We start from the raw sequence: 14,932 nt of genomic DNA on the forward strand, positions 1-14,932 counted from the left end.
TCGAAGCTCGGTTCGGCCACCTGCCCAGCGATACCCTTGGCAGAGGCGTCGAGAGGGTTCCGTCATGTCAACGGACGACCACATTTCTGCGGACGTATGCATCGTCGGCGCGGGTATCGCCGGACTGAATGCGCTGTTCGTGGCGAGCCGATATCTGAAACCCGAGCAGAAGGTCGTGCTCGTCGACCGACGTTCCAGCGTCGGCGGGATGTGGGTGGACACCTACCCCTACGTGCGGTTGCACCAGCCGCATCCGCTTTTCACCGCGGGCAATATCAAATGGACCATCGGTCGCGAGCCGGAGTACCTCGCCGATCGAGACGAGGTTCTCGCGCATCTGCACCACTGCCTCGGGGAGATCGGCAAACGCATTCGGATCGACGTGCGGCTCGGCTGGACGTACGACGGATTCGTAGAGCACAGCAACAGGGTGGAGATCACCTGTCACGACGGCGACCGCACGCTCAGGATCACCGCCGACAAGCTGATCACCGCCTACGGCGCCCGCGTGATTCCCAATGAGCCGCTGGAGTTGTCGAGCGACCAGGTGCATTCGGTATCGCCGGACTACTGCGATATGCGCGGGGCACAGATCAAGTCCAACAACGCTCCGGTGTGGGTGATCGGCGGCGGCAAAACCGGGATGGACACGGCGAACGCCCTCCTGACCGAATTCCCCGGGCGCGAAGTGAATCTCATCGCCGGATCGGGAACGTTCTTCACCCGCCGCGATGAGCTGCTGCCCGCCGGACGCAAGCGCTGGTTCGGCGGCACCCGGCCGAACAAGGTGTTCGTCGAGATGGCGCGCCGATTCGACGGCACCAACGAAACCGAGGTCCGCGACTGGTTCCGCCGCACCTACGCCCTTCAGATCACTCCGGACCCACGCAACTACTTCTTCGCCTTTCTCTCCGACGCCGAGAACGAGTTCGTGCGCGCGGGCATCAACGAGGTGCTCACGGACCACTGCGTGGACGTGACCGACGACGGCGGCTCGCCTGTCCTCAACCTGCGCAGCGGCGACTCACGCCCAGTGGAGCCGGGCAGCTGGTTCGTCAATTGCACCGGCTACCTCAACGCCAAGGACTTCCCCTACGAACCGGTCCTATCCGCGGGCGGCCGGGTCATGTCGGTCAACTCCCGAGCGCTGACTCTGGCCTTCTCCTCGTTCTGTGGGTACTTCCACGCGCATCTGTTCTTCCTCGACAAGCTCGCCACCACGCCGCTTTACGAGCTGGACTACGACGAGTTGCGCAGGAAGTCGGCAGGCGTGTTCCCGTACGCCGTCGCGACGCTGCTGCAGTACAACCTGGGATTGATCTACGACGCCCTCCCTGCCAAGGCGTTCCTGGAGTGGGGCCTCAACTTCGACCGCTGGTACCCGCTGCCCCGCCAAATCGCCGGCCAGGTGCAGTACCGGATGACGTATCGCAGGCATCGCGAGCACTACAAGCAGACGCTGGATACCGTGCGCGAGCGGTTCGACGTGCACTGCGGGCCGTCGTTGCGTACCGCGGTCAGCTAATTCCGAGCACACCATTTCGTTGCGGTTAATCACACATTGGGCGGAGAATAAGGGCAGCTAGGGGCCCCTGACATCAATCGCAGGGTCGCATAAGCGCGGGTAGCTGCAGCCCGACGAACAACGGCTCCCAACGGCGCTTTCACACACTCAATTCCCGCACGTCTCTTGACACACCAGGAGCAATGCCATGGCCACGTTGGTTTCACGAAACTTCGACTCTCCCGACGAAACCCGCACCCCCGAAAAAAACAGAAATGGCCGTCGTCGACCTGAATGGAGCGAAGGTAGCTCGCTTGACTGCCCAGCCCGGCTGGCGCTGGTCCGAATGCATCAAGCCGGTGGTGGGCGGCGACAGCTGCCAGGCCGGCCATCTGGGAGTGATCGTTGCCGGGCGCATCCACATCAAGTGCGATGACGGCACCGAGGGCGAGGCGGGGGCCGGCGAGGCCTACGCCATCGAACCCGGTCACGACGCGTGGGTGGTTGGCGATGAGGCGTTCGTCGCCTACGAGTTCGACACCACGACCGCGAGCAACTACGCGAAATCCAAGTAGTACCAACGAAAGAACCGGAGGAAGCACAGCATCAACCGATGTCGCGGGTGTCGATCCCCGACGGATTGACCGCGGCTGCCAGGAGTCGATGGAGGCGACATCGTCCACCACGAAGGCAACCCGGCTGTTGGCGAGCGCATTGCGGAACTTCCGGCTCTTGGCCATGGCATGCCCGTCTCTGTCGATCGTGTCGGTGCGATCGTTGTGACGGAAGCCGACGGGACTGACCTGCAGGTCCCGTCGGGTTGCGCGGTGGCGATCCGACCCAGTCGCTGTGGGGCCAAGTACTCCAGTTCGGCGTCGGTGAAGTTCATGGTGTACCTGCCCTTTGGGGGGATCAGGTTGCTGGCGGGCTTCCGGGCCGCAGCCGGATCGGAGGATGGTTTCAGCCGCGATCCGCGCCGCCAATCGAATCACGGGCCGTTGTGGTCCGTCGCCGTTCGCGATCGGAGGCTCCGAGATGCGGGGCGCTAACGCGCAAAGCATGCGCAGTGACCCGAGGCAGGCCGCCCTGATCGGTGTCCTGCTCGCGCTCGCGGCGGGGAGTTGGCTGGTGGTCGATCGCCGGATGTCGGGCATGGACCGCGGGCCGGGAACTGATCTGGGGTCGCTGAGTTTCTACGTCAGCGCGTGGGTGGTGATGATGGCCGCGATGATGTTCCCGTCGATCATTCCCATGGTCGCCGCCTATCAGCGCGTGCAGCAGGCGAACCGAGCCCGCGGCCGCGCCGTGCCCGGTGGTACCTCGGTGTTCGTGGGTGGGTATCTGGTCACCTGGACATTGTTCGGCCTCGCCGCATACGCGCTGTTCGCGCTCGCGCGCGGACTCGGCGCGACCCCCACCGGCGACCGAGCAGCGCTGTACGTGGCGGGCGGGGTACTCGTCGGTGCCGGCATCTACCAGGCGACGCCTTTCAAGGACGCGTGCTTGTCACACTGCCGTAGCCCGGTGGCGTTCGTGATGGAGCATTGGCGCGGCGGAGTTCGCGGCGCCGCCGATATGGGCACGCGGCAAGGACTGTGGTGCATCGGCTGCTGTTGGGCGCTGATGGCGTCGCTGTTCGCGCTCGGCGTGATGAGCGTGACGTGGATGCTTCTGGTCACCGCAATGATCGCCGTCGAGAAACTCCTGCCCTCGAAACGGATCGCCAAGACCGCAGTGGCGGTAGTGCTGGTGACGTTGGGACTGGCGGTCGCCTTCGTGCCCAGTCACATACCGGGCCTTGTCGTCCCGGGTGTCGGCGGAATGGAAGACGAGATGCACATGGACGACATGCAGATGTAGGGCGACATGACCCACCGTTGACCGCTGGTGGTCAGGCCAAGTTCTAACCCTGCCAGGCGAACTCGCGGAAGTGCCCGTTCTTCCCGGTGTTGTCGAACGCCAGCCCGTAGTCGGGATCGTCGTATCTGCCGATGATGCTGCGCGCGATCGGCAGATCGGCGCCCATTGGGTGAAACACGTTGACAATCTTCATCACTGCCGAGGTGTCGGGCGCGCGCAGGCCTTCCACTTCGAACTCCATGATGTCCGGCACCTCTACCCGCTTGCGGTCGCCATCGGAGGTGAACGCGATGGGGACAAACTTGACGCCCAGTTGCTCACCGGTGAATCCGGCGAGCATCTCCGGCGGCCCGCCCTGCGCGCCGGACAGCACCGCACCAAGCGCCTCGCGCTGCGAATCTTCCGCACGTTCGTCGATGTAGAGGGCCACCCGCCAACCGCCGTCGGCCATCACTGCCGGCGCGTCGACGACCATCACCACGTTGAGGTCGTCCAGTCGCACTTCGTCGCTGTTGCCCTCACCGATATGCAGGATGAGGGGAACGAGACAGCGATCGTTGTCCGCCGGGCCCTGCATCGACGAAGTGATGCACGGACACAGGATGTCGCAGTTGCAGTTCTCGAAGTACTCACCTCGAAGTTGCCACGCCATGACTGGACTCCCTTCCGTCTAAATCGTCGTCGTGCGTCGGCCCGGCCGTCTCCTCTCCGCAGGGGCTGGGGATAATTGTCCTCGTCGGCAGGACCCGGGTCCAGAGCTCACCGCGTCTGGGTTACACCAATCGAATGTCACTTTCAGCAGTGCGTCGATGCGTGCGGTAAACCATGAATACGCTGCGTGACGTGGACATCGTCGATGCTCATCAGCACTTCATAAACTCGACCGATCTTGTCTACCCCTGGATCGAGAATCGCCAACCCGTGCTGACGGCCTTGCTGCCGAACTATTACGACGCCGCGCACCGATACCTGCCCCAGGACTATTGGGCAGATGTCGCCGAGGTGCCCGTCAAAGCCTCGATTGCGTGCGAGTTCGGAGCCGCAGACGGTGTCGCCGAAGCGACGTGGGTTCAGCAGTACGCGAACCGGTTTGGTGCTCCGAACGCCGCCATCGCGGCCGTCCAGCTCGATTCGCCTGATCTGCGCGATGTTCTGGCGCGATATCGCGATCTTCCGATAGTCCGTGCGGTGCGCCAGCCGCTCTATTGGGCGGCCGAACCCCGCAGGCGACTGGGCGCGCGAGGCGACTATCTGTCGGATCCGGTGTGGCTTCGGGGATTCGAACACGTCGCCGACGCGGGACTGGTGTGGGATTTGCTCGTGTACGACGAACAGCTACCCGAGACGCACGATCTCATTACGTCCTTTCCGGACACGACGTTCGTGTTGGAAGCGACGGGCTGGCCGCTCGACCGCACCAGCGACGGCTTCGCCCGTTGGGACGAGCGCCTGCAGGTTGTGAGCGAGTATCCGAATGTCGTCCTCAAGTTGCAGGGAATTGCCCTCATCTTCGGAACGTCGGTAGACGAGATCGGCCCGTGGATCCGGAAGGCAATCGACATATTTCGGCCGGAACGCTGCATGTTCGCCTCGCACTACCCCATCGACCACCTGCTGTGGGATTGCCAAACGATGGTGCAGACCATCCAGGCTGCCCTGGGCGACATGTCTGCGAAGGGGGAAGCCGATTTCTTCGGTGAAACTGCACGCAGGGTGTACACCCTGCCAGACGGCGGCTAGTGCACAATCCATCTCATGCGGCTGATCGGCTACTCCTCGCCGGTTCAGCGCTCGACGACGTGGCCAAGCTGACGCATGCGGCCGAACGTGTAAGTCCGTCCTCCCGCCAGGTACGAAACGCGGAGGCTCAGCCCAGACCGGCCATCGCTGCCACGTGGCCGGACGCGCCAACTCCCGTCACGTCATGCGCGTGGCGCCCGGCCTGGTACAACGCCCAGCACATCACTCCGAACGCCGCGGTGTGCACTCCTGCGCGGACGATGTTCCAGGTCACCCATTTGCTTTCGAAATCCTGCCTGGCCGCGGCGAGCATCGCCGCACTGTCGGAGGGGTCGACCTGGGCCAGGCCGTTGTTCAACGGGACGTTGATTCCCATCGTGATAGCAAGGGCGAGAACATAGAACGCTGCGGCGACGACAACCCACAGCAGCACCTTCCGGCGGTCCGCGTCGAGGTGGGTGAGGGCCGCGATGACCGCGAACACCAGTCCGCCGCCGAAGCAGAACGCGAACCACGGATTGAGGATCGCAACGTTGATCTTGTTGAACACGTCCACGAACGTTCGGTCGTCCACGTTCGCAAGCGCATTCATCACCGAGTACGCGTACGCCCAGAACAATCCTGCGGTAAGTCCCATGGTGATGATGGCTCCGATCAGGGAACCGGTACGCAGCGCCGACATGGCAGCTCCTCGCTTTTGGCTGGCGGCTTCTTGGCTCCAGTCAAATCCGTCCGAGTGAGACGAAACATAGTCCAGCTGCTTGATTACATACGCAAACGTCTATTCCTTGGGGGGTAGTGTCGCCGACATGGATGCGTTGGTCAGCCTGCTCACCGGGCCCCGCGCGCAGGGCGCCTTTCTGCTCCGCTCGATCATGGACGCGCCGTGGTCGATGCGGATCCAGGACGAAGCACCCCTCACCGTCGTGGCGATCGTGACCGGCAGCGCGTGGATCCGCCCGGACGGCCTCGACGCCGTACACCTGCAACCGGGCGATGTGGCGGTCGCCCTCGGCCCAACGCCGTACCTGGTGGCCGACGACCTGGACACGCCGGCGCAGGTGATCATCCACCCAGGACAGCGATGCACGACGCTTTACGGCGCGGATCTGGCCCAGGAGATGAGCCTGGGCGTACGCACCTGGGGCAATTCCCCGCACGGCGAGACGACCATGCTCACCGGCACCTACCAGATGGCCGGTGAGGTGAGCCGCCGGATGCTCAGGGCGTTGCCGACTTTGGCGGTGCTGCGGGCGCAGGATTGGGATTGCCCGCTGATCCCATTGCTCGCCGACGAGATCGTCAAGGACGAGCCCGGGCAGGAGGCGGTGCTCGACCGGCTGCTCGATCTGCTGCTGATCGCAGTGCTGCGGGCCTGGTTCGCCCGGGCGGAGGGCGAGGCACCGGGCTGGTTCCGGGCGAACAGCGACCCGGTGGCGGGCCACGCCCTGCGGCTGATCCACAACAACCCGGCGCACGCGTGGACGGTGGCGTCGCTGGCCACCCAATCCGGCGTCTCCCGAGCGGCACTGGCCCGGCGCTTCACCGAAATGGTCGGGGAGCCGCCGATGTCCTATCTCACCGGCTGGCGACTTGCCCTCGCGGCGGACTTGCTGCACGAGCCTGACGCCACCGTCGACTCGGTGGCGCGAAAGGTGGGTTACAGCAACGGGTTCGCGCTCAGTGCGGCGTTCAAGCGGGTGCGCGGGGTGAGTCCGCGCGAGCATCGGAGGCTGGCCGGCTAGCGGCTCGAGAATTCCGTACGCCAAGTGATCCTCCGCCTCGTACGCGAAGGCCGACTAAACCGCAGCCGGGCTGGGCTCGAAGCCCGCAAGCATCGCTTCCAGCGCGGCGGGCCCTGGCCCGCCGCGCAGGGCTGATCAGTTGGCCGCCCCTTCGGAATCGGTCGAACCGGTCCGCGCCGCGGCATGTTCGAGCGCCCACGACAACGCGTAGTCCGCGATTTCCTCCCACCCGTCCTGGCTGACCAGGCGGTGCGTCCGGCCGGGGTACTCGACGCGCTCGACAAGCGCGGTGCCCTTGGCATACTTGCGCAGGGCAGCCTTCTGGATGGCGGGTGGCGCAACGTGGTCTTTGTCGGCCGAGATCAAGAGCAGCGGTGCACGATCAGGCTTACGGAAGTCAACCTTCGTGATTCCGGACTTCGGCTTCGGCAGTGACAACACGCCCTCGAAGAAGACGCGATTGTAGGAGTTGATCGCGCTGGCCTCCCATTCGCGATCCGAGTCGGCGCGCGTCAGATCATTGCCGAAGGTATAGCGGAAGTGCCTCTTGGACAACGCGTTTGCGCCGCGCGCGGCAAACGGATTCCACAGGATCGGCAGGCCGGTCTTCAGCGTCGAGAACGGAAGGGTCAGCACGCCCGCAGGCTGGCCGGGAGCAACGCCGACACCGGCGATGCCGAGGCCACGGTCGAGCAGCATCTGAGTGAAGATGCCGCCGAATGAGTGGCCCATAATGACGGGCTTCTCGGGCAGCGCGCGGATGCGTTCGTCGTAGGAGTCCACGATCTCGCGTATCCCAATGCCTTTCAACGCACTCGGGTCTGCCCGGACTTCGGCCGGTGTTCGGTCACCGATGCCGGGCCAGCCCGGAACAATTACTTCGTGTCCGAGTCCCCGGAAACGCTCGGCCCAGGTGTCCCAGCTCGACGGGGTCATCCACAGCCCGTGGACGAGAACGATCGGTGGCTTTCCGCCACTCGTGTTGGTGGTCATGTGCTCTCTCCAATTCTGTTTCGAGGTATTAAGAGCGGACGAAAGCGAGCAGGTCCTCGGACAGCCGATGCTTCTCGGTGTCGGGCAGTGCATGCCCGGCGCCCTCGTAGACCTTCAGTTGCGCACCGGCGATCAGCTTCGCCGAGCGTGCACCGCCAACTTCGAACGGCACGATCTGGTCGTCGTCGCCGTGCACGACCAGCGCAGGGACGTCGATCTTCGCCAGGTCTTCGCGAAAGTCGGTGGCGGAGAACGCGGCGATGCACTCGTACGCACCCCGGTGCCCTGAGGCCAGACCCATCAGCCAGAACGCGTCGCGCGTCCCCTCCGGCACATCGCCGCGGCGGTTGTGCCCGAAGAACGGCCCGTCGGCGAGATCCCGGTACAGCTGCGAGCGCCCGGCGCGCTCGCCGGCACGGATTTCGTCGAACACCTCGATCGGCAGACCCGCGGGATTGTCGTCGGTGCGGAGCATGAACGGCGGTACCGCGGAGACCAGCACAATCTTCGCGACGCGTGCAGAACCATGCCTGCCCACGTAGTGCGCCACTTCGCCGCCACCCGTCGAATGTCCGACGAGGGTGACGGCGGTCAAGTCGAGCTTCTCCAGCAAGGTCGCGAGATCGTCTGCGTACGTGTCCATCTCGTTGCCATGCCAGGTCTGGGTGGAGCGGCCGTGCCCGCGCCGGTCGTGGGCGATGACTCGACAGCCGTGCTCGGCGAGGTAGAGCGCCTGGCTCTCCCACGCGTCGGAGTTCAACGGCCACCCATGACTGAGCAGCACGGCCGGTCCATCGGCCCGTCCCCAGTCCTTGTAGAAGATCTCGGATCCGTCCTCGGTGATCACGAAGCTCACGGTGTCTCCCCTCGATCGGCTGCTTCGACGATCCCGTGCCGGTCCGGTTCCCCGCATCCCGTGTCGCACGTAGTCCCGACGTGCGCATAACGGGCACGAACGTGTATCGCGGGATAATCTTCTGGCGTCCCCACGCTCGGAAGTTGGGGCGGCGAAAGTTACCGGATGCGATGAGCGCGGTGCTATTGGGTCGAGCAAGCGAATGCCGTGAGCTGGACGACCTTCTCGCCCGAGCCGGATCTGGTGCGGGCGGGGTTACCGTGCTGACCGGCGAAGCCGGAGTGGGTAAGACCGCACTGCTCGAGTACGTGGCCGGGCGAACGTCCTTCCGGATCGAGCGATTCGACGGCTTCGCATCCGAAAGCACGCTCGCGTTCGCAGGGCTGCAGAGATTCCTGCTCCCCTTCCGCGACGCCTTCGACGACCTACCCGCGCGTCAACGCGAAGCGCTGCAGATCGCACTCGGTGAGATCGACGGTCCACCGCCCGATCGGTTCCTGATCGGCATCGGTACGTGGTCACTTGTTCGGTCCGGCGCCGAACGTGATGGCCTGCTACTCCTCGTCGACGATCTGCAGTGGGTCGACCGGGAGACATTCGACGTCCTGGTATTCGTAGGCCGTCGCCTGCTCTCCACGAAGGGCGCGTTGGTCGCCGCAAACAGGGGTGACACTGCCGGACTCGAAGGGTTCCACCGAATCGATATCCGCGGATTGGCACGCCGCGATGCGCTGGACCTACTTCGACGGGTGCGGCCCGGGCCGATCGATCCCCGAATCGCGGACCGGATCGTCACGGCGACAGGTGGAAACCCGCTCGCTCTGACCGATCTCGGCCTCGAGTTGTCCAGGCACCAATTGGTCGGCGGCACAATACTTCCAACGCCGATTCCGATCGGGACGCATTTGGAGCGTCACTACCTGCAGCAGGTCCGGGCCTATCCGCGGGACACGCAAATGTGGCTGTTGATCGCGGCAGCTGACGATACCGGCGCGATCGACCAGGTGTCGGCGGCAGCGAATGCCCTCGGTCTGCCGGGCGATGCAGCACGACTTGCGGAAGATGACGGGCTGATCGCGATCGGCACCCGGATCAAATTCCGGCATGACCTCGTCCGTTCCGCAATCTATGGCGGCGCCACAGCGGCGCAGCGTCGCGATGTCCACCACGCGCTGTCCGATTCCGTCCCGGGACCCGACGACTGCGATCGGCGTGCATGGCATCTCGCCAGCGCGTCGCTCGGGCAGGACGACGACGTCGCAGCCGAGTTGGAAGCGGCAGCCAACCGCGCCCGTGATCGCGGCGGCTACTTCGCGCGCACGATGTTCTTGGCCCGCGCAGTCGAATTGTCCGGGCCGGGTGCCCAACACATCGCCCGCGCGCTCGCAGCGGCGGAGGCCGCGGTAAATGCGGGATCTGCGCCGCAGGCGAGAGCGTTTCTCGAGATCGCCGAACCGCATTTGGAAGACGACGTCCAGCGGGGGCAGGCGGCCCTGATTCGCGCCGGATTGCAGGCACAGTCCGGAGATCAGGCCGCCATGGCAACAGTCTCGGCGACGTGCGTCGAGGCAGCCACGCTGTTCGAACGCTGCGATCCCGACCGTGCGCGTGATGCACTGCTGTACGCCTTCGAGACGGCACTGGGGGCGGAATGGCTGCTGACGAAGACCACATTGGACCGACTTTGCGAATTGGCGTTGCGACGCCGGTTCTCCCAGGACCGTCCGGAGCTTCCGTGCCTACTGCTCAGCGCGCTCGCCATGTTGCACACCGCGCCATTCGAACAATCCGCGCCGCATTTGGACCGAGCGATCGCGCTCATGCGCTCGACAACGGTCCCCGACGCCGACGTCGTGCGCACAGCGGTCTTGGCAGTGGCAGTCACCACAGCCGTTTGGGACGAAACGACTCGTCACGAGTTCCTCGAGCGTGCCATCACGGTCGCTCGCACAAACGGCGCCATGCCCGCGCTGGCATCCTTACTGTGGATCGAATCGGTCACCGAGACCGTCCTCGGCGAATTATGTTCTGCCGAATCGCTTCTCGCAGAGGTTGACGAGCTTGCCGTCATAATCGGGGCGACCGACAACCGTCGCGAGACGTACCGCAACCCCGAATTCATCGCGTGGCGCGCCGTCGACGGCGATCGGGCCCGCGCCGAGATCGACCGCTGCCGCGACGCCGCGCACGCCCTCGGTCTCGGCGCTGCCGAGACACTCACTCAGTTCGCCGACGCAATCCTGTTCATCAGCGAATCGAACTACGACGAGGCGTTCAAGACACTCCAGCCAATCTGTGCACGGCAGTTCCTTCAGATCAGTCTGCGTGCACTTCCCGACCTGATCGAGGCGGCGGCGCGGTCCGGCCGACGGGACCAAGCCGACCACGCACTGAACCAGTTCGCAGCTATCGCCGAGACGGTCCGAACACCCTGGGCGCTAGGGCTTTTGGCCAGATCCCGGGCACTGTGTGCCGATATCGGAACCGAGCAGCACTACCTCGACGCGATCGAGTATTTGTCCACCGGCCGCGCCCGGGCAGACCTCGCACGAGCACACCTGCTCTACGGCGAATGGCTGCGCCGGCAACGGCGCCGCCGCGACGCACGGGCTCAGCTTCAAGGCGCGGTCGAACTCTTCGAAGCGATCGGCGCGGGTTTGTTTGCTCGCCGTGCCCGCAGTGAACTCGAGGCGACCGGCGAGCACATCACCACGCCACACCTACTGACGCCGCAAGAGTCGGCGATCGCGAAGATCGCGGCGACAGGAGCCACGAATGCCGAGATCGCTCAACGACTGACCCTGAGTTCGCACACGGTCGACTACCACCTCCGGAAGGTCTACCGAAAGCTCGGGATCACCACGCGCCGCGCCATCGCCGGCACCCTGCGTGACGCTTGACCTGCCTGAAGGCCCGTTCGAGTGGCAGCCAAATCGCGCGTCATAGCGCGAGGGCCATATGTGCGTGCTCGCGAGACCGAACAAATGGCCCGCGACACGCCTTCCGGAGGGGCCATTTGCTCGTGATCACCGCGGACGGGCCGCCGTGCGTACCACGGGTTCAGCGCAACGACGACGTTCAGTCCGGCTTTGGATCCCCGCCCGCAGGTGCGTCGGCCCGCCTCATCCGGAACGAGTTGAGTAGCCCCAACAGACCCGCCAAGAGCGGAACCAACAACGCGATTTGCAGCGCGATAGGCCGTGCATCGGTGTTGATCCGGATGATCTCGTCCTTGATCTGCGGTGGTTGGCCCACGAGCAATTCGTCGAGCGCGCTGTTGCTCATGAGCTCGGCGTCGTCCTCGAGTACCTGCGCCACCTGCTGTTGCTCGGCCGGCGGCAGCACGTCGCTCGACTCTGCCATCGCGGTGAACGTGAACGACAGGGTTGCGAGCATGATCGCACCGGCGAATGCCAGCCCGAACGATAGGCCGAACGACCCGGCCGCCGAGTTGGTCCCCGCTGCTTCGCTGACGCGTTCCTCCGAGATCGGGGCAAGCGTGTAGTTGTTCAGTTGCGACACCAGCAATCCCAACCCCGAACCCGCGATGATCAGGGGAACCACCAGTCCCCAACCGAATTCGGCCCTGGGCACGATCGGGATCAGCACGGCGATGCCGATCGAGAGCAACACGAATCCCCACCGGATGATGCTGCTCGGTGGCCGGTCGCCGGCTTTCTTCCCGGCGAGAAGCGCGACCACGAACATGCTCAGCGACAACGGCGCGAGGGACAGCCCTGCCTGCATGGCGTTGTATTCGAGCACCATCTGCAGGTAGATCGGCAGCGCGATCATCGTGCCGCCCAGCGCGATCTGCTGGAGCATCTGCTGCGAGACACCCAACCGGAACACCTTGGACCGGAACAGATCCGGGTCGAGCAGCGTCGGTTCGCCACGCCGCTTGCGCCGAAGCAGCCAGTACACCAGCGCGGCCAGTGCGATCGCGCCGACAGCCAGCAGCGCACCCACGGCCTCGCCACCCTCCTGCCACACCAGGATGCCCAACACAATCCCGCCCATACCAAGCACGGACAGGGCCGCACCCACCACGTCGACGCCTCGGTCTCCCGTGTACGGGACATCGCGGACCAGCTTGATACCCGACAACACGACCGCGATGATGACGACCTCGAGCGCGAAGGCGACGCGCCACGACAGGTACGTGGTGATGAAGCCGCCGAGCAGGGGGCCGACGGCGGCGGCGATCGCCGCGGCCGCGCCGACCAGGGCGTAGACCTTCTTCTGCTCGTCGCCTTCGAAATTGCCGTGGATCAGGGATTGCATCGCCGGAAGTAGCAACGACGCCCCGATTCCGCCCACCACCGCCCAGAAGATGATGATCGCTGTCAGGTCCTGTGCGACTGTCATCGCCGCAGCACCGACGGCGTAGCCGAGCAGGCCGAGTACGTAGGCCCGTCGGCGCCCGATCAGGTCACCGACCTTGCTGCCGATCAGGATGAACGCCGCCGACACCAGTGCCTCGAGCGCGATCGCACTCTGCACGCCGCTGACGGTGGTGTCGAGATCGCGAACCACCGAGGAGATCGACACATTCATCAGGGACGTGTCGACGACGAGGACGAACATCGCCATGGAAAGCAGCAGTGCGAGCAACCGTCCCTGCCGGCCTTCGCGCGCGACACCGCTTTTCGCCGATCCTTCGGTCATGGACCTACCACCTGACAGTCGCGCGTCGGCTACGGGAACAGCAGAATATCCCGCCGACCGGTTGGATGGCTGTGCTTCTGCGACCGAGCAAGCGGGCGTGCTCACTTTGCCTTGAGCACAACCTGTACCGAGATGACGATGAGTCCGATCAACCCGCCAGTCACGGCAGCAATCACCAAACCGCGCCCGAGGTAGCCGGCCCTCCGGCTGGCGAGGACCGCGAAAGCCATCAGTGTCAGCGTGCCGATGATCAGCACGATCGCGCGGACATGAGTGATCCCCAACGGCGTCGACATTCCGACGGCGAGAACGATCAAGGCCGGCCACGCGATTCCACACCCGGAAGCCATTCGCGGAGCGTCGGGCGAATGGCGCCCTATAAACGAAAAGCCCCTCGCTCACGAGGAGCGAAGGGCTGAATACTGGTGGCCAGGGCCGGGATCGAACCGGCGACCTTCCGCTTTTCAGGCGGACGCTCGTACCAACTGAGCTACCTGGCCAGGTCGAGCGAAGCGACTGGAAATACTTCTGGCACCCGGGAAACCCGGGTGCCAGTCGCATCGCTTGCGACCCTGACGGGACTCGAACCCGCGACCTCCGCCGTGACAGGGCGGCGCGCTAACCAACTGCGCCACAGGGCCTTGCTTGTACTGCTACTGGTCTTGCAACCGTACCCCCTACGGGATTCGAACCCGCGCTACCGCCTTGAAAGGGCGGCGTCCTAGGCCGCTAGACGAAGGGGGCCCGTCGGATTACTCCGACCAGTTCCCCCCAACGGCTGTCCGTTGGGAGCGAGGATTAGCTTAGGACAGACGTTCAGATATTCCCAAATCGGCTGGTCAAGCCACTAAAACGACCCTATTCGAGGTCATCCACCGAGGCGCCCGTCTGCCATCCATCGCGCTGGAATCGGGCCCACCATTCGGGGGTCGCCACCGCTTGGATGATTACCTCCATGGACTCCTCGAACCGGGGACGGATGTCCTCGGACTGGGTGAGCAGGTCCCCCATGTACCGCTGACCAGCCAATGCCGCGCCGAGAACGCGTGTGAATTTAGCCACATCGGCATCGGCTCGAAGGTGGCCGCGCTCCTTTGCCTGCTCAGCGAGCACAATGGCCACTCGCCCCCAACCAGACGCCGCACCCGCTTGCACATCCGCATAGAAGTCGGGTTCGACGATGAGCCGAAACTCGGCCTGCACGACCGATTCGCGCTGGAACCGCAGAGCGATCTCGTCGATGATGCCGTGCAACGCTTCGAGCGGCTCCAGCTCGGTGCGGGCGACCCAGCGGTCGGTGGTGTGCCGGTAGCGGATCATCGCTTCCTTGAGAACCGCCCTGGCCAGATCCTCTTTCGAACCGAAATGGAAGTACATCGCGCCCTTGGTCGCGTTCGAACGTTCCAGAATCCGGTTCAGCGACGCTGCCGCATAGCCGCTCTTGGCGAACTCGGCCGCAGCCGATTCGACTATTGACGCGCGAGTCCGCCGCGCACGCTCCTGCTGCCCTGCCATGCCTCTTTGCCTCTCATGGCCCCGCCCAGCATGGATTCTGTATCAAGATCG

At 64.7% G+C, this 14,932-nt stretch carries 13 protein-coding genes and 3 tRNA genes; 6 read left to right on the forward strand and 10 right to left on the reverse strand.

Features of this window, described 5'->3' with window-relative positions:
- Positions 1-64 precede the first annotated feature (64 nt).
- From A8G08_RS08445 to A8G08_RS08455, 3 genes are all read left to right on the forward strand, one after another.
- Complete coding sequence (locus tag A8G08_RS08445; RefSeq protein WP_068272707.1) at positions 65-1,525, forward strand: FAD-dependent oxidoreductase; 1,461 nt, start codon at positions 65-67, stop codon at positions 1,523-1,525.
- A gap of 293 nt (positions 1,526-1,818) precedes the next feature.
- A complete protein-coding gene (locus tag A8G08_RS08450; RefSeq protein ID WP_222844250.1) occupies positions 1,819-2,079 on the forward strand; it encodes a cupin domain-containing protein in 261 nt (86 codons plus the stop codon).
- 484 nt (positions 2,080-2,563) lie between these two features.
- On the forward strand, positions 2,564-3,364 hold the full coding sequence (locus A8G08_RS08455) for a DUF2182 domain-containing protein (protein WP_222844251.1): 801 nt from the start codon (positions 2,564-2,566) through the stop codon (positions 3,362-3,364).
- Between the two features lie 43 nt (positions 3,365-3,407).
- Here A8G08_RS08455 and A8G08_RS08460 read toward each other — a convergent pair whose 3' ends face one another.
- A complete protein-coding gene (locus A8G08_RS08460; RefSeq protein ID WP_068272708.1) occupies positions 3,408-4,016 on the reverse strand; it encodes a DUF1326 domain-containing protein in 609 nt (202 codons plus the stop codon).
- A 173-nt stretch (positions 4,017-4,189) separates the two neighbouring features.
- On the opposite strand from A8G08_RS08460, the gene A8G08_RS08465 reads away from it, so the two are divergent.
- Positions 4,190-5,104 (forward strand): amidohydrolase family protein, encoded by a 915-nt coding sequence (locus A8G08_RS08465; protein ID WP_068272709.1) that lies wholly within the window; start codon positions 4,190-4,192, stop codon positions 5,102-5,104.
- Positions 5,105-5,231: 127 nt separating this feature from the next.
- Here A8G08_RS08465 and A8G08_RS08470 read toward each other — a convergent pair whose 3' ends face one another.
- The gene (locus A8G08_RS08470) at positions 5,232-5,786 is read right to left on the reverse strand and encodes an anthrone oxygenase family protein (RefSeq protein ID WP_068272710.1); all 555 of its coding nucleotides are present in this window, start codon (positions 5,784-5,786) and stop codon (positions 5,232-5,234) included.
- Between the two features lie 127 nt (positions 5,787-5,913).
- On the opposite strand from A8G08_RS08470, the gene A8G08_RS08475 reads away from it, so the two are divergent.
- Positions 5,914-6,849 (forward strand): AraC family transcriptional regulator, encoded by a 936-nt coding sequence (locus tag A8G08_RS08475; protein WP_068272713.1) that lies wholly within the window; start codon positions 5,914-5,916, stop codon positions 6,847-6,849.
- Between the two features lie 135 nt (positions 6,850-6,984).
- On the opposite strand, the gene A8G08_RS08480 is transcribed toward A8G08_RS08475, so the two are convergent.
- Together A8G08_RS08480 and A8G08_RS08485 are read right to left on the reverse strand one after the other, a co-directional pair.
- Positions 6,985-7,842: an alpha/beta hydrolase gene (locus A8G08_RS08480; protein WP_068272714.1), complete on the reverse strand. Its 858-nt coding sequence runs from the start codon at positions 7,840-7,842 to the stop codon at positions 6,985-6,987.
- A 28-nt stretch (positions 7,843-7,870) separates the two neighbouring features.
- On the reverse strand, positions 7,871-8,698 hold the full coding sequence (locus tag A8G08_RS08485) for an alpha/beta fold hydrolase (protein ID WP_068272717.1): 828 nt from the start codon (positions 8,696-8,698) through the stop codon (positions 7,871-7,873).
- Between the two features lie 170 nt (positions 8,699-8,868).
- Between A8G08_RS08485 and A8G08_RS08490 the strand changes: the two genes are divergently transcribed.
- On the forward strand, positions 8,869-11,598 hold the full coding sequence (locus A8G08_RS08490) for a helix-turn-helix transcriptional regulator (RefSeq protein ID WP_068272720.1): 2,730 nt from the start codon (positions 8,869-8,871) through the stop codon (positions 11,596-11,598).
- A 178-nt stretch (positions 11,599-11,776) separates the two neighbouring features.
- Here A8G08_RS08490 and A8G08_RS08495 read toward each other — a convergent pair whose 3' ends face one another.
- The 6 genes from A8G08_RS08495 to A8G08_RS08520 all read right to left on the reverse strand — a co-directional run bounded on the left by A8G08_RS08495 (position 11,777) and on the right by A8G08_RS08520 (position 14,881).
- Positions 11,777-13,366, reverse strand: coding sequence for an MFS transporter (locus tag A8G08_RS08495; RefSeq protein ID WP_068272722.1), 1,590 nt, complete (start codon positions 13,364-13,366; stop codon positions 11,777-11,779).
- A gap of 101 nt (positions 13,367-13,467) precedes the next feature.
- Positions 13,468-13,716, reverse strand: coding sequence for a hypothetical protein (locus A8G08_RS08500; RefSeq protein WP_068272723.1), 249 nt, complete (start codon positions 13,714-13,716; stop codon positions 13,468-13,470).
- Between the two features lie 73 nt (positions 13,717-13,789).
- A tRNA-Phe gene (locus tag A8G08_RS08505) sits at positions 13,790-13,866 on the reverse strand.
- 67 nt (positions 13,867-13,933) lie between these two features.
- Positions 13,934-14,007: transfer RNA gene (locus A8G08_RS08510), tRNA-Asp, on the reverse strand.
- 30 nt (positions 14,008-14,037) lie between these two features.
- Positions 14,038-14,110 (reverse strand) — tRNA-Glu (locus A8G08_RS08515).
- 114 nt (positions 14,111-14,224) lie between these two features.
- Positions 14,225-14,881 carry a TetR/AcrR family transcriptional regulator gene (locus tag A8G08_RS08520; RefSeq protein WP_068272725.1) on the reverse strand — a complete coding sequence of 219 codons (657 nt, stop codon included), beginning with the start codon at positions 14,879-14,881 and terminating at the stop codon, positions 14,225-14,227.
- Between the last annotated feature and the right edge of the window lie 51 nt (positions 14,882-14,932).

This window comes from Aldersonia kunmingensis (assembly GCF_001646865.1).
Taxonomy (GTDB): Bacteria; Actinomycetota; Actinomycetes; order Mycobacteriales; family Mycobacteriaceae; genus Aldersonia; species Aldersonia kunmingensis.